This window comes from Algoriphagus pacificus (genome assembly GCF_017254845.1).
GTDB lineage: Bacteria > Bacteroidota > Bacteroidia > Cytophagales > Cyclobacteriaceae > Algoriphagus > Algoriphagus pacificus.
Window position 1 is genome coordinate 1,493,675 of the sequence record NZ_JAFKCU010000001.1, and the last position, 19,548, is coordinate 1,513,222.

General features: G+C 39.6%; 15 protein-coding genes and 1 tRNA gene. 7 read left to right on the forward strand and 9 right to left on the reverse strand.

The features are described from left to right. Positions 1–73: 73 nt before the first annotated feature. From J0A69_RS06405 to panB, 4 genes are read left to right on the forward strand one after another with little or no spacing between them, the layout of a single operon-like run. Positions 74–1,237: a 3-deoxy-D-manno-octulosonic acid transferase gene (locus J0A69_RS06405; protein ID WP_236032674.1), complete on the forward strand. Its 1,164-nt coding sequence runs from the start codon at positions 74–76 to the stop codon at positions 1,235–1,237. Beyond that, the gene (gene rsgA / locus J0A69_RS06410; protein ID WP_206585687.1) at positions 1,227–2,150 is read left to right on the forward strand and encodes a ribosome small subunit-dependent GTPase A; all 924 of its coding nucleotides are present in this window, start codon (positions 1,227–1,229) and stop codon (positions 2,148–2,150) included. The genes J0A69_RS06405 and rsgA overlap by 11 nt, the downstream gene beginning before the upstream one ends. A 60-nt stretch (positions 2,151–2,210) precedes the next feature. Next, positions 2,211–2,702, forward strand: a complete 492-nt coding sequence (locus J0A69_RS06415; protein WP_206585688.1) for a phosphoribosyltransferase family protein — start codon at positions 2,211–2,213, stop codon at positions 2,700–2,702. A gap of 2 nt (positions 2,703–2,704) precedes the next feature. Further along, the gene (gene panB / locus J0A69_RS06420) at positions 2,705–3,526 is read left to right on the forward strand and encodes a 3-methyl-2-oxobutanoate hydroxymethyltransferase (RefSeq protein WP_206585689.1); all 822 of its coding nucleotides are present in this window, start codon (positions 2,705–2,707) and stop codon (positions 3,524–3,526) included. Positions 3,527–3,605: 79 nt separating this feature from the next. Here panB and J0A69_RS06425 read toward each other — a convergent pair whose 3' ends face one another. The 5 genes from J0A69_RS06425 to J0A69_RS06445 form a co-directional block, all read right to left on the reverse strand. Next, the gene (locus tag J0A69_RS06425) at positions 3,606–4,829 is read right to left on the reverse strand and encodes a glycoside hydrolase family 57 protein (protein ID WP_206585690.1); all 1,224 of its coding nucleotides are present in this window, start codon (positions 4,827–4,829) and stop codon (positions 3,606–3,608) included. Beyond that, entirely contained in the window at positions 4,826–6,115 is a 1,290-nt protein-coding gene (locus tag J0A69_RS06430; RefSeq protein WP_206585691.1) for a glycosyltransferase family 4 protein, read from the reverse strand. The genes J0A69_RS06425 and J0A69_RS06430 overlap by 4 nt, the downstream gene beginning before the upstream one ends. An 11-nt stretch (positions 6,116–6,126) precedes the next feature. Next, a complete protein-coding gene (locus J0A69_RS06435) occupies positions 6,127–8,043 on the reverse strand; it encodes an amylo-alpha-1,6-glucosidase (RefSeq protein WP_206585692.1) in 1,917 nt (638 codons plus the stop codon). Positions 8,044–8,385: 342 nt separating this feature from the next. Beyond that, positions 8,386–8,461 (reverse strand) — tRNA-His (locus tag J0A69_RS06440). Between the two features lie 76 nt (positions 8,462–8,537). Next, complete coding sequence (locus J0A69_RS06445) at positions 8,538–9,881, reverse strand: dihydroorotase (protein ID WP_206585693.1); 1,344 nt, start codon at positions 9,879–9,881, stop codon at positions 8,538–8,540. A 48-nt stretch (positions 9,882–9,929) separates the two neighbouring features. Here J0A69_RS06445 and J0A69_RS06450 point away from each other — a divergent pair, with 48 nt between their 5' ends. Next, the gene (locus J0A69_RS06450) at positions 9,930–11,303 is read left to right on the forward strand and encodes a DEAD/DEAH box helicase (protein WP_206585694.1); all 1,374 of its coding nucleotides are present in this window, start codon (positions 9,930–9,932) and stop codon (positions 11,301–11,303) included. Between the two features lie 176 nt (positions 11,304–11,479). Continuing rightward, a complete protein-coding gene (locus J0A69_RS06455) occupies positions 11,480–12,670 on the forward strand; it encodes an alpha/beta fold hydrolase (RefSeq protein ID WP_206585695.1) in 1,191 nt (396 codons plus the stop codon). A 39-nt stretch (positions 12,671–12,709) separates the two neighbouring features. Here J0A69_RS06455 and J0A69_RS06460 read toward each other — a convergent pair whose 3' ends face one another. Continuing rightward, complete coding sequence (locus J0A69_RS06460; RefSeq protein ID WP_206585696.1) at positions 12,710–14,206, reverse strand: M28 family peptidase; 1,497 nt, start codon at positions 14,204–14,206, stop codon at positions 12,710–12,712. A 276-nt stretch (positions 14,207–14,482) separates the two neighbouring features. Here J0A69_RS06460 and gcvP point away from each other — a divergent pair, with 276 nt between their 5' ends. Beyond that, positions 14,483–17,371 carry an aminomethyl-transferring glycine dehydrogenase gene (gene gcvP / locus J0A69_RS06465; RefSeq protein ID WP_206585697.1) on the forward strand — a complete coding sequence of 963 codons (2,889 nt, stop codon included), beginning with the start codon at positions 14,483–14,485 and terminating at the stop codon, positions 17,369–17,371. A gap of 52 nt (positions 17,372–17,423) precedes the next feature. On the opposite strand, the gene J0A69_RS06470 is transcribed toward gcvP, so the two are convergent. The 3 genes from J0A69_RS06470 to J0A69_RS06480 all read right to left on the reverse strand — a co-directional run bounded on the left by J0A69_RS06470 (position 17,424) and on the right by J0A69_RS06480 (position 19,481). Next, positions 17,424–17,732, reverse strand: coding sequence for a hypothetical protein (locus tag J0A69_RS06470; RefSeq protein ID WP_206585698.1), 309 nt, complete (start codon positions 17,730–17,732; stop codon positions 17,424–17,426). Positions 17,733–17,819: 87 nt separating this feature from the next. After that, positions 17,820–18,698 (reverse strand): lipoyl synthase, encoded by an 879-nt coding sequence (lipA, locus tag J0A69_RS06475; RefSeq protein ID WP_206585699.1) that lies wholly within the window; start codon positions 18,696–18,698, stop codon positions 17,820–17,822. Between the two features lie 54 nt (positions 18,699–18,752). After that, on the reverse strand, positions 18,753–19,481 hold the full coding sequence (locus tag J0A69_RS06480; protein WP_206585700.1) for a hypothetical protein: 729 nt from the start codon (positions 19,479–19,481) through the stop codon (positions 18,753–18,755). Positions 19,482–19,548 lie beyond the last annotated feature (67 nt).

A 19,548-nucleotide genomic window follows, 5' to 3' on the forward strand; every position in this document is an offset into this window, starting at 1 on the left:
CCGAATAGCACTTGCTTTTACTACTTTCCTATTGCCAATAGTGGCAGTATTCAGTACAAAGATTAACCATTTTTTGAAAGGGAGAAAGGGTTTGATGCAGAAACTCTCGGTTTTTAGGTCAGAGAATCCTGGAAATTTGGCTTGGTTTCATGTGGCTTCACTTGGAGAATATGAGCAAGCAAAACCTGTCATAGAAAAATTCAAAAAGGCTAAGCCGGATTATTTGATTGCTGTAAGTTTCTTTAGCCCATCAGGTTATGATATAGCTACTAGAAGGCCTCAGCCGAATGTCGACTTCATCAGTTATATTCCATTGGATAGAAAATCAGCGGCATTGCAGTTCGTAAAAACATTAAATCCATCGTTTGCATTTTTTGCAAAATATGACCTTTGGCATCATCACATTCTTGCTTTAAAATCACAAAAAGTACCTACTATTCTATTCTCAGCCTCTTTTCGAGAGGACCAAAAATACTTTAGCTCCAATGGTTTTTTTCAAAAGATTTTGATGCGAATGGATCTGGTTTTCACCCAAAACCAAAAGAGTTTGGAATTGCTGGATTCTATTGGATATGAACAAGGGATTTTGGCAGGTGATACTAGGTTTGACAGGGTTCGTGAATCCGCGAGTAATCCAAAATCCTTTCCTGAAATTGAAGCTTGGGTTAGTGGTAAAAAAGTAATGGTTTTAGGGTCAGTTTGGGAAGAGGATATGCAGTTGCTGATCCCTTTGATTAATAGCCGATCTGATTTCTTTTGGATTATTGCTCCCCATGATCTCAATCCAGAGCCGATGGATAAATGGTCGGAATCAATTCAAAAGAGATCAATTAAATATTCCCAATCCAAAGATTTTAGTAATTCAGAAGTGCTGTTTATTGATAATATCGGGATGCTCTCCTCTTTGTACCAATATGCTTCCTTAGCCTATGTCGGCGGAGCATTTGGGAAAGGACTTCATAATATTCTAGAACCCTTGGGTTTTGGAGTGCCTGTGATTTTTGGTGAGTTGAAAAACCCACAAAAGTTTCCAGAGGCTGCCATTAGCGTGAAAGAGGGATGTGGATTTTCTGTAAAAGATGCTGAGGGATTAATTCAGTTAGTTGATGAATTACAGGAAGAAAATCGCTATTCACAAGCTGTTAATGCTGCAAATTCTTGGGTTGAGTCTAATTTGGGAGCGGCAGAGATAATAGTAAGCAAGGTTTTGAGTAATTTCCCAAATCATGGAAGGTAGAGTAATCAAATCGACAGGTAGTTGGTATGTGGTTCAAGTCGGAGAAGAATTCATTGCAGCTAGGCTGAAAGGAAAATTCAAGCAAAGTGAGCTAAAATTGACTAATCCTATCGCAGTAGGGGACTGGGTGACTTTGGAAAAAGAGCAAAACCAGGAAACTGCAGTGATTTCTGACATCCATCCTAGAGAGAATTATGTGATCAGAAAATCAACTCGAAAACAGCATTTTTCCCACATAATTGCCAGTAATCTGGATCAGGCAATGCTTGTCATTACCATGAAAAACCCGAGAACTTCCTTAGGTTTTATAGATCGATTTTTGGTAAGCACAGAGAGTTTCCGGATTCCAGCGATTTTGGTGGTGAATAAGGTAGATCTTATGGAAGGAGAGGATGCTGAAGATTGGTTGTTGGATATCCATGAGATTTATAAGCCGCTTGGATATCAAGTGATGGAAGTGTCAGCTTTGAATGATGAAGATTTGATTCAAAAGTTTAAACCTTTTCTTCAAGGAAAATCCACATTAATTGCTGGACATTCTGGCGTAGGTAAGTCAACTTTACTAAATAGGCTCGTTCCAAAAGCTGCCCAGTCTACCAAAGAAATATCAAATTACAGTGCAAAGGGTGTTCACACGACGACTTTCGCAGAACTATTTCCCGTCGAAGGCGGAGGGGATTTAATAGATACTCCAGGTATCAAAGAGTTTGGGATTTTGGATGTGGATGATTTTGAGCTCTCCCATTATTTTCCTGAAATGAGAAAATATTTAGGAGAATGCAAGTACAATAATTGTCAGCATGTAAACGAACCCGGTTGCGTAGTGAGAGAAAAAGTAGAGGAAGGATATATTCATCCCTATCGATATCAGAGTTATTTGAATATTCTAAACGAGGAAGATTCTTACCGATAAGGGAAGGTTCATTTTGAAACCTTGGAGAATTGGCCTAATTTTCATTTTTCAATTTAAATCATGAGCGAAGTACTCAATCACCAACAGATCAAGAAAAAAATCACCCGAATGGCATATGAGATTTACGAAAGGAATCTCCATTCCAATGGTGTTGTCATAGCCGGAATCACAGGCATGGGGACAATTCTTGCAGATTTGTTGGTTCAGGAATTAAAGCAGATTTCACCTCTTCAGGTCGAAGAAATCGAAGTGATTTTAGATAAAACCAACATCGTTTCAGAAGAGATTGAGCTTTCTGCTGAAATCGAACTTTCCGGTAAAACACTGATTTTGGTAGATGATGTATTGAATACCGGTAAGACCTTGGCCTATGCCATGAAGCCATTTCTTGACGTAGAATTGTATAAGATGGAGATAGCTGTTTTGGTTAATAGAAGCCATGGACAATTCCCTTTGAGACCAGATTATACTGGCTACGAGCTGTCAACAACACTCAATGAGCATATCAAAGTAGATTTCTCAGGAGATCAATACTCCGTTCACCTACATTAACGATGACTATTCATTCCTCAGCAAATATTAAGAGAATCACCACTCACATTCTTCAGGAAATGAAGAATAGAGGAGAGAAAATCAGTATGCTTACAGCCTATGATTATTCCATGGCAAAGATTGTGGATGAAGCCGGCATGGATATTATTTTGGTGGGTGACTCTGCTTCTAATGTGATGGCTGGCCATGAGACCACTTTGCCGATTACACTCGATCAGATGATCTATCATGCATCTAGTGTGGTTCGGGCAGTAAAAAGGTCTTTTGTGGTTGTGGATATTCCTTTTGGATCCTATCAAGGGAATAGTTCTGAGGCTCTTCGTTCGGCAATCCGGATCATGAAGGAATCAGGCGCCCATGCTGTCAAGGTCGAAGGTGGAGCGGAAATCAAAGAATCTGTTATCAGGATTTTAAGTGCTGGAGTACCAGTCATGGGGCATTTAGGCTTGACTCCTCAGTCTATCTATAAGTTTGGAACATATAGCGTCAGAGCCAAAGAAGAAGCTGAAGCAGCAAAGCTTTTAGAAGATGCCAAGATTTTGGAGGAATGTGGTTGTTTTGCAGTTGTCCTTGAAAAGATCCCAGCCAGTCTTGCGAAGAAAGTAGCCGAAGCGGTAAGTATTCCAGTCATTGGAATTGGTGCCGGAGGAGATGTGGATGGGCAAGTGCTTGTAGTGCATGATTTATTAGGAATCACACAAGAGTTTAAGCCAAGGTTTTTAAGGCAATATGCAGACCTTCAGGCGGTGATGCTGGAAGCTTTTGGAAATTATATCAAGGATGTCAAAAGCCGAAACTTCCCGAATGAAAAAGAGAGTTATTAAGTTTTAGAAAAAAGTCAAATAAAAATGCCCCAAATAGTTTCTTACTTTTTGGGGCATTTCATTTTTAGCTTTTCTGCTCTCAGCTTTGGATTGAAGTTTCTTCTTTTTGAGAGTTAGTTTTTTCCTTCAGCCTAATCATAAAGTCACTGAGCACATTCATGTAATTAATGAAGGCGTCGTAAGGGGAATCATATGGGCTAAAATAGGAGTGAATATCTCCATCAGAAAAGAATTTGGTACACATGTAATAGAAATGATCCGAGGTTTGTAGGTATCTCCAATCTCTTTTGATTTCCTCGTCATCAATGGTGTTTACCAGTTTTTCAAGTTCATACAGTCGGTCAAAGGCTTCATCCTGCAAGTCATTTCCAAGCCAAGCAGTCAAATCCCGCTCCTCATCAGCCCATGAAATTGGGATCGGAACGTGGATTTTACCTACAGGAGGGATTTTGGAAGCTACTTCTGAAGGGGTAGAAAATGTAAAATTCGTTCTGCTTAAGACAGCTTCTGGCAAATGACCCATGAATTCGAAAATTCCGGTTTCTGCCCATTGATGCTCTCCAAAGGTTTCGTAATCCATGAAGAGGTTTAAAGTTTCTTCCTCTTGTGGAATCGCATTGATCCAGTTGATGAATTTATCAGTGGTCAAAGGATAATCGTCCCAAGCTTTGTTTCCAAAGCGGAAGGCGATGTCATCACTCAACTGGAAGTTTTTTAACAGAATTTTCAGCTTTGGCTCCATGCTGTTGACATAAACATAGTTAGGGCTTTTCCAACCCAAGATATGTTTTGCACCTTCCGTCAACATGGCATCGTATCCTAATTCAGCAACCATGGCTCCGATCTGATCAGAATAAATCAATTCGGTGTTTCTGAAAACCTTGGGCGTATATCCGTTGAATAGTTCCTTGATTTTTGACTGATGCTTGTAGACCAAGTCTTTGAATTCATCTTTGCTTTTCAAAGAAGCCAAAGAGTGAGAATAGGTTTCATTCAGCAATTCCACATGACCTGTTGCTACTAGTTTTTGGAAACTTTCCAGCACATCGGGAGCATATGCTTCCATTTGATCCATGAATGTTCCAGAGATCGAGAAAGTCACTTTGAAAGCTCCGTTGTATTTATGAATTAACTGTAAAAGCAAAGCATTCATAGGTAGGTAGCATTTTTGTGCCACCTTTCTCATGATACTTCTGTTGCTGAAGTCATCCCAATAATGATGGTCCTCACCAATGTCAAAAAATCTGTAGGGTTTTAATCGGAAAGGCTGATGAACCTGGAAGTAAAAGCAGATCGTTCTCATGATTTTGCGGATATAGTTTTTTCGTAGACGGAGACAAGTTTAGCGGCAACATGCTCCCATTTCAGTTTCTTTAATTCTTCACTTCCCAGCTCTTTGAACATTCGGGAAATTCCATTGTAATGGAGCAAAGCAAAAATGGCATCAGCCATGGCATCAATATCCCAAAAATCGATTTTGATTGCGTTGGTCAGGACTTCCGCTACGCCTGATTGCTTGGATATAATTACAGGCGTGTTATGTCTTACGGCTTCCAAAGGTGAAATTCCAAACGGTTCAGAGACTGACGGCATCACATACACATCCGAAATAGCATACATGTGGTCCACATCTTTTCCTTTGAGGAATCCTGTGAAATTAAACTTGGTAGCGATTCTCAATTCAGCCACTCGGTCAATCATCCGGTTGAGCAAATCTCCCGATCCAGCCATTACAAAGCGGACATTTGGATCTCTATCAATAACTTTTTTAGCAGCTTCTACGAAGTATTCAGGACCTTTCTGAAAAGTGATTCTCCCTAAAAAGGTCACGATTTTTTCAGGTACTTTCTTCTGAAAAGTTGATTTGATAATGCTCGCGTCCAATACAGCGTTATGCACGACAGTTACTTTACTTGCAGGTATTCCGTATTTTCTTACAATCGTGTTTTTGGTGAGCTGACTTACCGCGATCACGTGATCTGCAGCATGCATTCCAGCTCGCTCGATATCGTAGACTACTTGATTTACTGTTTCTCCAGAACGGTCAAATTCTGTCGCATGGACATGGGCAACCAATGGTTTACCACTGATTTCTTTGGCTGCTATCCCTGCAGGAAAAGAAAGCCAGTCGTGTGCATGGATGATTTCAAAGTCACTTCGGTCCCGGGCAATTTGTGCTCCGGTCAAAGCATACCTGGAAACTTCTTCCATTAAGTTTTTTCCATATTTTCCGCTGAATTCATACTTCGTGGTGAAGATGCTTTCATCTACATCAGTTCTGTCATGAATGGCGTAATCCGTGAATTTCTTGTATTCATCAGGACCTAAATAAGGTACCAAAAAACTGCTGACTTCCAGATAAGTCAGGTTTTTCCAGATGGATTTGAATTTTTTCTCTCTGTAATCGATGGATATATCACTGGCATTGACAAAGTCGGCCATAGGTTCTTCATCTCCCCATAATTTAGGGACAACAAAAATGATGTCTTGTTTGTGATGGGTCAATCCCTTGACTAAGCCATAACAAGCTGTACCTAACCCTCCTGAAATATGTGGCGGAAACTCCCACCCAAACATTAATACTTTCATAAAAAAGTCATTTATATCCTTTTGACCAAATCCATCATCCTTAATAACTCTGCCACGCTCCAGGCCTGTGAAATCGCACCTTTTGGCCTGTGAGGAGGATCTCCATCGTACAGTTCAGCGACAGTTCCCACTCCATATTGTGTCATCACCCCATCAAATCCTTTGATGATCTTTTTGATGAAATTTAGGGATGATTTTCCATGAAGTTTAATATATCCTTCTACAAAATGACCAAGTGGCCAGGTCCAAACAGTTCCATTATGATAGGCTTGGTCACGGCTGATTTGATCACCAAAATAGTATCCCTTATATGCAAAGTCATCCGGAGAAAGTGATCTTAAACCTCTTGTTGTTAAAAGTTTGGATTTGACAATCTCTAAAATCTGGTCGTTCTGGTTTTCGCTAAGCATGGTATACGGTAAAGATGTGGCAAAAACCATATTTGGCCGTACTGCCCAATCTTTTTCTTCACCATTTACCACATCAGCAAGGTAACCATATTCATCGGACCAAAATTCTTTTTCAAAGGACTCACGAGTTTTTGCTGCCATGGTCAAAATTTCCTCGTCTCCTGTGAGTTCATGGTAGAAGCAAAGCGCGTTGAACCAAAGTGCCTGGATTTCTACTGGGCAACCTGTTCTAGGAGTAACTGGGCCCTCTGGAATCACAGCATCCATCCAAGTGAGTGCTTTTCCTTCTTCCCCTCCGTAGACTAAGCCATTTTCTTGGACTTTGATATTGAAATCAGTTCCATTGACATAGCCATCAATGATTCCCTTCATCTTAGAAAGGAATTTGTCTTTTATTGTTTTACTGTCATTGGTATAAAAAACATACTGCTGCAAAGACCAGAAATACCACAAAGGAGCATCGATCGAATTCATGTTTGTGATGACTCCGCTTCCGACATTTGGAAAAAGTGGTCCATGAAGATCTTTGGACATGGTTTCCATGATGTCCAAAAATGTCTCATGGTCTCCTGTGGCTAATGTCAAGCCTGGAGCTGCAACAAATGTGTCTCTTCCCCACCAGCCAAACCAAGGGTATCCAGCTATGACTCTGGTGTCGCCATCTCTTTTTCGGATAAACTGGCCAGCTGAATTTTTAAGACAATTCTCAAAGTTATTTCTTGGGATTCTTCTTGCGATTTCTTTTTTGAAAGCCGATTCTCTTGTTTTCGGATCTGCCTCAGTCAATCCCGCAGAGAAAATCACGGATTCTCCTTTAGTAATATCAAATTCAAAATAACCCGGAACATATAAATCTTCCTGGTAGTCGTAGCCTCTTTCTCTTTCCTGAATATACTCTACGTTGTAATACCAATCCGGTGCGGGTACAAACTCTCCTTTTTTGGAAAGTTGAAGATGCAATGGGTCGTAATTTTCATAGAGCTGAAACTTTACTCCATTTGGGACCTTGTTGAATTTCTTATTGATAAAGGTATTTGCCTTCATCAAGTTATGATAAGGACGAAAAGCTAAGAAAGGTGAAATCCGAATTTTGGTAGGTGAATGTGCTTCAAGAAGTGTGTATCGGATCATAACCCTGTCCCTATTGGTGTCCAAGATCAATTCTTTCTGCAATAAAACACCTCCAACTCGGTAGGTTAGCTTTGGAATAGGTTCTGAATCAAAATCCTCCAAGTATTTATGGCCTCTGGGAGAGTAATTCCCTGGGAATTTACTGATGCCCAAATTGAAGCTTGCGCCGTGTTGAATCACTGTTTCATGCACAGTGGAAAGCATAACATGGCTTTGGGAATCTATTTGAGGCTGAGGAACTACGAGTAAGCCATGGTATTTTCGGGTATTACACCCGATGATGGTCGTACTCGTGTAGGTTCCCGAACGATTTGTTCGGATAATTTCACGATCCAGTGAATAATTTAAATTTATCAGCTGGGTTTTATCAAAATGGATGTAACTCATATCTAAATCTTTGAAGGGATTTAAAAATAGAGTTTTGCTTCCATAAGAAAAATATTAAAGAAAAAAATTAAGGTTATGTTTCCATAACCTTTTGTTTTTTTTTAGATAATCAGGAAAGTATCCCTTCTTTCTGGATTTCTTCGAAATTTCTAAGGGATTCCTCGAATTTCGAAATGTAGTTTTTAGTCATCTTTACGTTGATGCGCTTCACTACCGGGAATTTCGGATAAGATTGGAACAAAGTAAACATTGCAAATTGGTTTAGTTTCAACTCAGATTGACAAAACTTGTGCCAGTCAATATGCTTTTAAACAACAAAACCCCTCATTAAGAGGGGTTTTTGGGTGAAAGACCGGGTTCGAACCGGCGACCTCTGGTGCCACAAACCAGCGCTCTAACCAGCTGAGCTACAATCACCATTTAATCATTTGGGTTCTTCTTTCCCAAACGGTCTGCAAAAGTAATTATTAGGCGCATCCAACGCAAGGTCAGACTTAATAATTTCTTAAAAAACTCAATCTTTCGCCTTTTTTCTCTTCATGAAATGTTCCTTCTTCGTACGCTAAATGCCCAGAAACGATCGTATGTGTGACCTTTGACTTGAAAGTATGCCCTTCAAATGGTGACCAACCGCATTTTGACAAAATATTCTCTTTTTTAACAGTCCAAGGAGAATCTAAGTCTACCAAAACCAAATCAGCAAAATATCCCTCTTTGATATATCCTCTTTTTTCGATTTCGAAAAGGATCGCTACGTTATGACACATCTTTTCGACGATTTTTTCCAAGCTGATCTTTCCCTGATGATAGAAATCCAGCATTGCTACCAAACTATGTTGGTTTAATGGACCTCCAGAAGGGGCTTTGGTGTAGGACTGGGATTTTTCTTCTAGCGTATGCGGGGCATGGTCCGTCGCGATCACATCAATTTTGTCAGATAAGACAGCATTGAAAATCTCCTCTCTGTCATGTGACGTTTTGACAGCAGGATTCCATTTGATCAAATTGCCTTTTGTGTCATAGTCCTCTTCTGAAAACCACATGTGGTGGATGCAGGCTTCGGAAGTGATTCTTTTTTCGGCTAAAGGAATTGAGTTGTCAAATAACTCCAGCTCTTTCGCTGTGCTGATATGTAAGATATGAAGTTTAGTGCCATACTTTTTAGCCATGGCCACTGCTCGGCTAGAGGCATCATAACAAGCTTCTTCAGATCTGATTTTTGGGTGAAACTTAACTGGAATATCATCCCCGTAGATTTCTTTGAAGGATTCTAGATTGGCTTTGATAATATCATCGTTTTCACTGTGAATGGCTATTATGGCTTTACATTCTTTGAAAATACCTTCTAAAGATTCAATATTATCCACCACCATGTTTCCAGTGGAGGATCCTTGGAAAATTTTCAGGCCGCAGACATGGTTGAAATCGATTTTAAGGATCTCGTCAAGGTTGTTATTCGTTGCTCCCATAAAAAAGGAGTAATTGGCCAGAGATACTTCAGAGGCTCTTTTATATTTCTCCTCCAGTAATTCAACTGTCACGGCTTGAGGGACTGTATTTGGCATTTCCATGTAACTGGTTGTACCTCCGGCTACGCCGGCTTTGGCCTCAGTATAGATTTCAGCTTTGTGAGTCAAGCCTGGTTCTCTAAAGTGCACCTGATCATCAATCAAACCAGGAAGTAAGTATTTTCCTTTGGCATCAATATGTTTATCAGCATCCTCAGAACTTAGGTCTGAGCCTATTTTTGCGATTCTTCCATCTTTAACTAATACATCGCCCGGACTTATCCGGCCTTCATTGACTATATTTGCGCCGGTGATTAGTATACTTTTCATCGATTCCATCAGATTCATTTTCAAATTATACCCTAAAATTAACGAATCATGAGCAATGAGGCCCTAGGTTTTGAAGCATTTAAGCTAAATAGACAATTGCTGGATGCTATTGTAGAGGCTGGCTATGTTCATCCGACACCTATTCAGGAAAAGGCGATTCCACTTGCCCAAGCTGGACATGATGTGCTGGGTATTGCTCAGACAGGGACTGGCAAAACTGCCGCTTATGTTTTGCCGATTTTGATGAAAGTGAAATATGCTCAGGGAATGCATCCGAGAGCTTTGATTTTGGCGCCTACCCGAGAGCTGGTCATGCAGATAGAAGAAGTGGTGAGGCAGCTAGCTACTTACACCGACCTTCGAATTGTGAGTTTGTATGGAGGCCTAGGCCCTAAAACCCAGATTGAAACCATCAAGGCTGGGGTTGATATCATAATTTCAACTCCTGGAAGGTTCATCGATATTTATCGTAAGAATGAGCTTTATACGAAAGAGCTCAAAACCATGGTGCTGGATGAGGCGGATAAAATGATGGACATGGGTTTTATGCCTCAGATTCGTTCTATTTTGGAAGTAATTCCAGTAAAGAGACAAAATCTACTTTTCTCTGCAACCTTTGGTGGTAGAATCGAAAAGCTTGCGCATGAGTTTCTGGAGTTTCCAGAGAGAGTGGAAGTTACTCCACAGGCTACTACTGCAGAAACAATAGGTCAAGTGAAATACTTGGTTCCTAATATTAAGACAAAAATTAATTTACTAGCGAAATTGCTAGAAGAGGAAACAGTAAGCCGGGCAATTATTTTTACCAGATCCCGAAAAAATGCTGAAGAAGTATTTCATTTTCTAGATAGAAGACATTTTGGAGAGATCCGAGTGATCCATGCCAATAAGGGTCAAAATACCCGAATCAATTCCATGGAGGATTTTAAAGGGGGAGATGTGCGGATCTTAGTAGCGACGGACGTTGCTTCCAGAGGATTGGATGTAAGTATGGTTTCTCATGTGATCAACTTTGACATACCACTTATTTATGAGGATTATGTTCATCGAATCGGAAGAACAGGCCGTGCCGAGCAGGAAGGAAAGGCGATTAGCTTTGTGAATCCCGCAGAAACCTACCATTTCGAAAAGATTGAGGAAATCATTCGAATGAAGGTGGAGGAGTTGCAGATTCCTTCAGGAGTGGAGATTACCAACACTCCATTTGAAGAGAAACAAGCGTATGCCCGAGAATTGGACCGCTTAAAGCAAAGAGATGATCCCGATTACAAAGGGGCATTTCATGAGAAAAAAGCACCTAAAAAGGCTAATCCATTTACTGAAAAAGCCAAAGAAGAAAAGAAGCGAGGTAATAAGAATTCCAAAGCGAAGACCAATCGAAATCAGTTAAAAACGAAGAATCAAAAAAATAAAGGGAAGTGAGAAAAGCTCTGGATTCAATCCAGAGCTTTTTTATTGGTTAATTTTTTATAATTCTAAGATGCGAATTTTGACTCCAATTTTTTAGAATCTATGTTTAAAAGGCTAGTTGAATGGAAAGGAATTTTATCTTTTTGATCGATTAGACGAAATCTATTTTACAAAATCTGATAGGATTTATGCAGATGCATTTGTTGGGGGTACTTTTTGCTTTACTTTTTTTAAATGGAGATTTAGATCCTGTTAGGATATTTCTCGTCCCTTTCGATCACCATCAAAAAGATTCAAAAAAGATTGAAATTCAGGTAGAGTTTTTAAATTGCTTTGATGAAGAAAAGGAAACAGTTTTTCTTTTAGAGAATTCATTTGATGAGCTTTTCCTTACCGTTAACAATAATTTGTACGGGCTGGAATCCATGAATTTAATAAGCATTAAAGGAAGGAGGCTCAACGAAACTTTAATGAGTGATATTGTTTTTTCAGGAGAACCTGATTTTCAATTGGCCTATAGAGTTTTCAATCAAGATCAAGTAGCAAGAGATATTGAGGTGATAAGGAAGAAGCTTCTGGGAGATAAGCAGGTCATTTTGTTCGGCTATTCATCTGCAGCAACAGTCTTTCAATATTATCTTTCCTTATTTCCTCGACATGTAAAAAGAGCTGTTTTTCTAAATCCATTGGTATTTGATATTCAAAAGAATCTAAGTTTTCCGAAAGTTGATTTGCTCTTTCCAGAGATTAAATTGACCCAAGAACAATTGTTTGATTTCAGTTATTATGCAAATTATCAAGCAATAAATAACTCTAGAGAAGATGCTATAATGGCATCCAAAATCAATTTATCGCAATTTTTGACTTTTCAGGATTTAGTGAAAGGGTTGGCAAACTCTAGCTCCCAAGACAAAAATTATCCGTTAATGGTGAAGATGTTTGAACATTCTTTAGCGATGTCTGGGATTCAAAGTGACACACTTAAGGTAAATCCGGTTTTTAAGCTATTAAAGGAAAAAAGTAAGCCGATTTGGGAAGCCTATACAAAATTTGATTTTGAGGTATATGGGACTAATTATGATAAAGTCTTTGAGTTCCCAGGCAAATTAACCCTAATAGGAGGTGTCAATGACCAGATGATTTATCCAAAATCTTACGATGCTCTGGCTGAGTTTTATGCGGATTGCACTTTGTTGCTAATCAAAGATGGGCATGCAATTCAAAAAATAATTCAGAGTCAAATGTTGAGCAGCTTACTGGGGGCTTTTTTAGAAGATGATGTCAGTAAGAAAATTGCTGCCTACAAAAAACTGACTCAGGAAGACTTTCTTTTCTTGAAATATAAAGAGGGTATTTTCAAATTGCCTCCACCGTTTTAAAAAAAATAAAGCCCTGGAAATTTCCAGGGCTTTGTGATTTTATCGAGTTCCTCGAGTGTTTGTCCCATCCACTCGGATTTTATTTTCTCTGTTTGCCACATCCCAAGCTGTGTAGAAAATCAGCCTTGCTCTTTTTTCCATCAGAGGGAATTCGATTTTATCCACTGTGTCAGTGACTTGGTGGTAATCATCGTGAACTCCATTGAAGAAGAAAGCGATTGGAATATTGTGCTTTGCAAAGTTGTAATGATCTGATCTGTAGTAGAATCTGTTTGGATCGTCTTCTGCATCATATCTGTAATCCAAGATTAGGTTGGAATAGGTGATGTTATTGTATTCCAAAATCTTTTTCAGATCAGTGGAAAGCATATCAGATCCGATTACATACACGAAGTCAGTATTGGTTGAATCCTGGTATTCGTAATCGATTCTTCCCACCATGTCAATGTTGAAATCAACGATGGTGTTTTCCAGAGGGAAAATAGGATGTTCTGAATAATATTCAGAACCCAAAAGGCCTTTTTCTTCGCCGGTTACATTGAGGAAAAGAATTGATCTTCTTGGGCCGTTGCCGTCTTTAGCTGCTGTAGCAAATGCTTCCGCAATTTCCATCACAGAAACAGTTCCTGAACCATCATCATCAGCTCCATTGAAAACTTCGCCTGTACTGCTTACTCCTACGTGATCGTAGTGAGAAGAGATAACTACGATTTCATCTTTCTTATCTGTTCCTTCTAGGAAAGCTAAAATATTAGAAGACTCAATAGGCTCTACATTCTTCTCGATTTTATAAGATGCTTTTTGAGATTTGATTGACTCAGGATTGGATTTTGCAGCCTCTTTCAATTCTTCCACAGGCGTATTGAAAAGTTCGCCCATTTTATCCGAGCTTACCATAAACATCGGTCTTTGCTCTACTTCTTGCGGGAATCCTACACGGCCTCTACCTGCCAAAGTTTTGTATCTGTTTGCGATTCGATCAAAGTTGGCTTGACCTTCCATCGTTACGATCACGATACCTGCTGCTCCAGCATCCATTACTTTAGCAACCAAATCATTTGATCTAAGTCCAACTGCCCAAATACCTACCAGTTTTCCTTTTACATCTACTTTAGCAAGGTTTTCATCAGAAACCAATCCTAAGAAAACCAGGTCAGCTTTTGCAGCTTTTTTCATGTCCCCATCCCCAACGAAAACAAAATCTTCATTGTTGACAAGTTTGTTTTTTCCAACCTTTAGTTCCACCTCTCCAAAAGAGCTGCTGACCAAGTCTACTTTTTGAAGATAGCTTCCGTTCACGGGACCTTTTAATCCCAGTTTATTGTAAAAGTCGGAAATGTATTGAGCGGCAATCTTTTGTTCTTCAGAACCGGTATCTCTACCTTTCATTTCGTCAGATGCCAAATAAGTAAGGTGCTTAGTCAAGTCACCTGCTGTGATAGTCTCAGCGTACTTCGTTGCAGAAGCATTTTGAGCTAAAGTTGGTAGCGACAGACCCAATGCCAGGGCTCCTGTCAATAGCAAGCTTTTATTCATTAGTTAATAATTAGGTTTACAAATATTCTGTTTGAAATATTTTCCTGAAGAGGTCTTAATGAGACACTTTTCAATGAAAATTAAGTCCAAATTCATTTTTTCGATTCAAAACTAGATAATTTTTTGACCCTTCAAACAACCGCCTGTAAATAAGGGTTAAAAGGTTGATAAAATATTGAAACGGTTAAAAGCATTATCGGTCAAGAAATTGTACCTTTGCACTTCGAAAAACAAGGGCATATTTTAACCCAAATATTCAAATCCCTATCGTTCCCTATGCAGATCAATCTTTCAAACGCTGTAAAATTCCAAAACAGACACAACGGACCGACTGAAGCAGAAATCGCTGAGATGTTGGAGAAAATTGGAGCCCCTTCTTTAGGGGAATTAATAGATCAAACAGTTCCAAAAGCAATTCAGCTGGAACGTCCTTTGAATTTGCCAAAAGCAATGCTGGAAACAGATTTTTTGGTGGAATTCAAGAAGCTTGCTTCGAAAAACAAAGTTTTGAAATCCTTTATTGGTCTTGGGTACTACGATACGTTTGTGCCAGGAGTGATTTTGAGAAATGTCTTGGAAAATCCAGGTTGGTACACTGCCTATACTCCTTATCAGGCAGAAATCGCTCAGGGAAGATTAGAAGCCTTGATCAATTTCCAGACAGTAGTTATGGAATTGACAGGAATGGAGCTTGCAAATGCTTCATTGCTGGATGAAGGAACTGCTGCAGCCGAGGCTATGGGAATGCTCTTCGCAGTAAAGGCGAGAGAGAAAAAATCTGCAAGCAAATTCTTTGTTGATGAAAAGGTTTTCCCTCAGACAAAAGCAGTGCTTGAAACTAGAGCTCAACCGATAGGAATTGATATTGTATATGGTTCTGTGGATTCATTGGATTTAACTGATCCTGAATTGTTCGGTGTTTTGTTCCAATATCCTGATTCAGATGGAATGGTTAGGGATTACAGCGCAATTGTAGCAGCTGCTAAAGAAAATAAAGTACATACAGCATTTGCTGCGGATTTATTGGCTTTGACCCTTTTGACACCTCCGGGAGAAATGGGAGCTGATGTAGTAGTCGGTACTGCCCAAAGATTTGGCGTCCCTATGGGTTATGGTGGACCGCACTCTGCTTTCTTTGCAACCAAAGAAGAATTCAAAAGACAAATTCCAGGTAGAATTATTGGCGTTTCAGTAGATAGAGCTGGTAATAAAGCTTACAGAATGGCTCTTCAGACAAGAGAGCAGCATATTAAAAGAGAAAAAGCAACTTCCAATATCTGTACAGCACAGGTTCTTTTGGCAGTAATGTCAAGTTTTTATGCGGTATATCATGGTCCTCAAGGCTTGAAAAATATTGCTTTAAGAACACATGGATTAGCGAAACTGACTGCGAAAGGGCTTAAGGAATTAGGCTTTGAAGTAGGAGAAGGAGCTTTCTTCGATACCATTAAAGTGACTCTAAGCTCACATGACCAAGCGCATTTTTCTGCGATGGCAGTTGGAGCTGGAATGAACTTCAGATATGCTAAAGATGAAGTTTTCATCGCTTTTGATGAGACTAAATCTCTTCTGGATGCACAAGCTATTGTAAATGTATTTGCGACAGCTGCTGGAAAAGACACTGTTTCTTTGGAAAAACTATCTGATGGATTAAAGCTTGAGCTTCCACAGGAACTCAACAGAACATCTGAATTCTTGACCCATCCAGTTTTCAATAGTTATCATTCGGAGCATGAGATGCTTCGATACATCAAGAGATTGGAAGCTAAAGATCTTTCATTGGTTCATTCGATGATTTCATTGGGCTCTTGTACCATGAAACTGAATGCAACAGCTGAAATGATACCTGTTACTTGGCCAGAATTCGGACAAATGCACCCATTTGCTCCAATGGATCAAACTGCAGGGTATCAGGAGTTATTTGCCAATCTGGAAAGATGGTTGACGGAAATCACTGGATTCGCAGGAACTTCCCTTCAGCCAAACTCTGGAGCTCAAGGAGAATTTGCTGGTTTGATGGTGATCAGAGCCTATCATCAAAATAGGGGAGAATCCCACAGAAATGTGGCTTTGATCCCAACTTCTGCGCATGGAACTAACCCAGCATCTGCCGTCATGGCGGGTATGAAAGTGGTTTTGGTGAAGTGTGATGAAAAAGGAAATATTGATCTGGATGATTTAAAGGCGAAAGCTGAAGCCCATGCTAGCGATCTTTCTTGTTTGATGGTGACTTATCCATCTACACATGGTGTTTTCGAGGAGGCAATTAAAGATATCTGCGCTACTATTCACCAATACGGTGGTCAAGTATACATGGATGGAGCTAATATGAATGCTCAGGTAGGTCTGACAAGTCCAGGTAATATTGGGGCTGACGTTTGTCACCTTAACCTACATAAAACCTTCTGTATTCCTCACGGTGGAGGTGGACCTGGTATGGGACCTATTTGCGTTGCAAGCCATTTGGTTCCTTTCTTGCCGGGTAATCCATTAGTGAAAACCGGAGGAGAAAATGCAGTTTCTTCTATTTCTGCTGCACCATATGGTAGTGCTAGTATTTTGCCAATTTCTTATGCTTACATCGCGATGATGGGCGGAGATGGATTGACAAATGCTACGAAGATGGCGATCCTAAATGCTAACTATATCAAAGAAAGATTGAGTGGTCATTATCCAATTCTTTATACAGGAACCAAAGGAAGAGCAGCACACGAAATGATTGTGGACTGTAGAGCTTTCAAAGAAGTAGGTGTAGAGGTAGAGGATATCGCAAAAAGATTGATGGACTATGGATACCATGCTCCAACGGTGTCATTCCCGGTAGCTGGAACTTTGATGATCGAACCAACAGAATCTGAGACAAAAGCTGAATTGGATAAATTCTGTGATGCATTGATTTCTATTAGAGCTGAAATCAGAGAAATCGAGGAAGGCAAGGCAGATAAAGTTGAGAACGTTCTTAAAAACGCTCCTCATACTGCAACCATGGTGCTTACTGGAGAATGGACTATGCCATATTCCAGAGAAAAAGCAGTATTCCCGATTGCTTATGTGAAAGAGAATAAGTTTTGGCCATCTGTCAGAAGAATTGATTCTGCTTATGGAGACAGAAACTTAGTGTGTAGCTGTATTCCTGTAGAGGAATATGCGACAGAATCTGTTTAATAATACTTATTGAAAATTTAGAAAGGGCTTCCAATTGGATGCCCTTTTTTATTTAATCCGCCGGATAGGAATTTGGCTCACTTAGTTCTATTTCAAGCCCTCCAGTTTTTTTGGCAACTAGGTTATAGACCCATGCAAAGAGAGCTCCGAATATGAAGCCCATTAAACCATAAATTACTGGAACAAAAATGATCATAAGTATTGGAAATGCAGATCCAAAAGGTAATCCAGACTCACTTAAACCTAATGTGGCTCCAAAGAAAAGCCCATAGGGAATCGCGATAATGACGCCAAATCCCGCTAATGTTAATCCATAGACTCTTGCGGCGGAGCCTACGCCGATTTTTTTAATTACTTGCATAAAAAAGCTATTGTTTTAGTTTTCAAAATATAGGCAAAAAAAAAGCACATTGAAAAATGTGCTTTAATTATTTCGTTCAAATATTAATTAGACGTTGACGTGTCTTTCTGCATGGTAAGAGGATCGTACTAATGGACCAGACTCAACATATTTTAGGCCCCTTTTCAAACCTTCTTCTTGATACATTGCAAACATATCAGGATGGATGAATTCAGCTACCTCAATATGCATTTTTGTTGGTTGTAAATATTGACCCAATGTCAGGATATCACAGCCATGAGCTACTAGATCATCCATTGCTTTGAAAACCTCTTCTTTAGTTTCTCCAAGTCCAAGCATAATGCCTGTTTTGGTGCGTTTTCCGTATTCTTTGGTCAGTTTGATCTGCTCCAGAGATCTTTCGTATTTCGCCTGAGGTCTTACTCTTCGATATAAGCTTCCTACAGTTTCCATGTTATGGGAAACTACTTCCTGACCTCCATCGATCATTCTGTAAAGCGCATCCCAGTTTGATTTGACATCTGGGATTAATGTTTCAATAGTTGTACTTGGAGAGAGCTCTTTTGTCTGAACTACCGTTTGGTACCAGATTTCTGCTCCACGGTCTTTGAGTTCATCTCTATTGACAGAAGTGATTACAGCATGTTTAACACCCATAAGTTTGATTGCTTCTGCAACTCTTCTTGGCTCATCTTGATCGTACTCAGGCGGTCTTCCTGTTGCTACGGCACAGAAAGAACATGAGCGAGTACAAACATTACCAAGGATCATGAAAGTCGCTGTGCCAGCTCCCCAGCACTCTCCCATGTTGGGACAATTACCACTTTCACAGATGGTATGTAATTTATGTTCGTCAACCAGTTTCCTGACTTTCGCATATTCTTTTCCAATAGGAAGTTTTACTCTCAGCCAATCAGGTTTTTTTCTGCGAGTAGCCTCTTCGGAAATGACAGGTAATTCGATCATGAAATTGTGATTTTTTGCAAAGTTACAGCAGTAGGTTTGAAAACCCAATTTCTATTACTTCCTAAAGCCGTAATAGAAAGTGAAATAAACAGATTGAAATAATTGTTTATTTTCTGCGGTAGGGATTAAAGGAATTTCTTTGGTAAACCCTTCAAGCATGTATCCTAGTTCCAATCCGGTTACATTACTTCGAAAAACACCGAATTCAAAGTTTAAAGCAGCTTTTATATTTGCTCCAATTGCCAAATCTGATTGTCCAATTCCCTGGAAAAGGCTACCAGTTCCTAAAATATTAAACCTACTTTGATGTACTTCAGGGTCGTATTGCTCAGTAACAGTTTCTACCCGGTTCAAAGCATATTCTATGTAATATGGAGCAATTAATCCTATACTAGGCCCCACAGCTGCCAAAGCGGAAACTTGAACTCCTTGATTTGGAGCTTTTTTAAACAGGATCATTTCCCGACCATATTGGGGACGTATAGAATAGAGATAATTGGATTTGCCAAAAATGTAGCTGTTCCCCAAAACGGTGTTATATCTAACTTCCTTCGGGTTTTTTACATTGGAAAGTTCAATCGACCAAAAACTAAACTGATCATCAGAAATTCTTGTTCCAGCTTTGAAGACAAAGCCTCCAATCAAACCGCCATTGGTGTTTTTGTTGACTCCAAAGATGTATTCTTTGTCATATTCATAATTGCCAATGTCCTCTCGCTGAGCGAAAGTATCAATCGCGAAACCTATGAAAAGTAGAGGAAGAAGTAATTTCAGCTTGTTCATTCGATAAGGTCGAAAATATTGCCCTATTTTTGGCTTTTAGTATTTAAACTGATTTTAAAAGTAAGGG

What these genes read in the sequence shown, in the direction of transcription:
- rsgA (WP_206585687.1), top strand. Translation starts at nt 1,227, where the DNA reads ATGGAAGGTAGAGTAATCAAATCGACAGGTAGTTGGTATGTGGTTCAA.
- J0A69_RS06415 (WP_206585688.1), top strand. Translation starts at nt 2,211, where the DNA reads ATGAGCGAAGTACTCAATCACCAACAGATCAAGAAAAAAATCACCCGA.
- panB (WP_206585689.1), top strand. Translation starts at nt 2,705, where the DNA reads ATGACTATTCATTCCTCAGCAAATATTAAGAGAATCACCACTCACATT.
- J0A69_RS06425 (WP_206585690.1), bottom strand. Translation starts at nt 4,829, where the DNA reads ATGAGAACGATCTGCTTTTACTTCCAGGTTCATCAGCCTTTCCGATTA.
- J0A69_RS06430 (WP_206585691.1), bottom strand. Translation starts at nt 6,115, where the DNA reads ATGAAAGTATTAATGTTTGGGTGGGAGTTTCCGCCACATATTTCAGGA.
- J0A69_RS06435 (WP_206585692.1), bottom strand. Translation starts at nt 8,043, where the DNA reads ATGAGTTACATCCATTTTGATAAAACCCAGCTGATAAATTTAAATTAT.
- J0A69_RS06445 (WP_206585693.1), bottom strand. Translation starts at nt 9,881, where the DNA reads ATGAAAAGTATACTAATCACCGGCGCAAATATAGTCAATGAAGGCCGG.
- J0A69_RS06450 (WP_206585694.1), top strand. Translation starts at nt 9,930, where the DNA reads ATGAGCAATGAGGCCCTAGGTTTTGAAGCATTTAAGCTAAATAGACAA.
- J0A69_RS06455 (WP_206585695.1), top strand. Translation starts at nt 11,480, where the DNA reads ATGCAGATGCATTTGTTGGGGGTACTTTTTGCTTTACTTTTTTTAAAT.
- J0A69_RS06460 (WP_206585696.1), bottom strand. Translation starts at nt 14,206, where the DNA reads ATGAATAAAAGCTTGCTATTGACAGGAGCCCTGGCATTGGGTCTGTCG.
- gcvP (WP_206585697.1), top strand. Translation starts at nt 14,483, where the DNA reads ATGCAGATCAATCTTTCAAACGCTGTAAAATTCCAAAACAGACACAAC.
- J0A69_RS06470 (WP_206585698.1), bottom strand. Translation starts at nt 17,732, where the DNA reads ATGCAAGTAATTAAAAAAATCGGCGTAGGCTCCGCCGCAAGAGTCTAT.
- lipA (WP_206585699.1), bottom strand. Translation starts at nt 18,698, where the DNA reads ATGATCGAATTACCTGTCATTTCCGAAGAGGCTACTCGCAGAAAAAAA.
- J0A69_RS06480 (WP_206585700.1), bottom strand. Translation starts at nt 19,481, where the DNA reads ATGAACAAGCTGAAATTACTTCTTCCTCTACTTTTCATAGGTTTCGCG.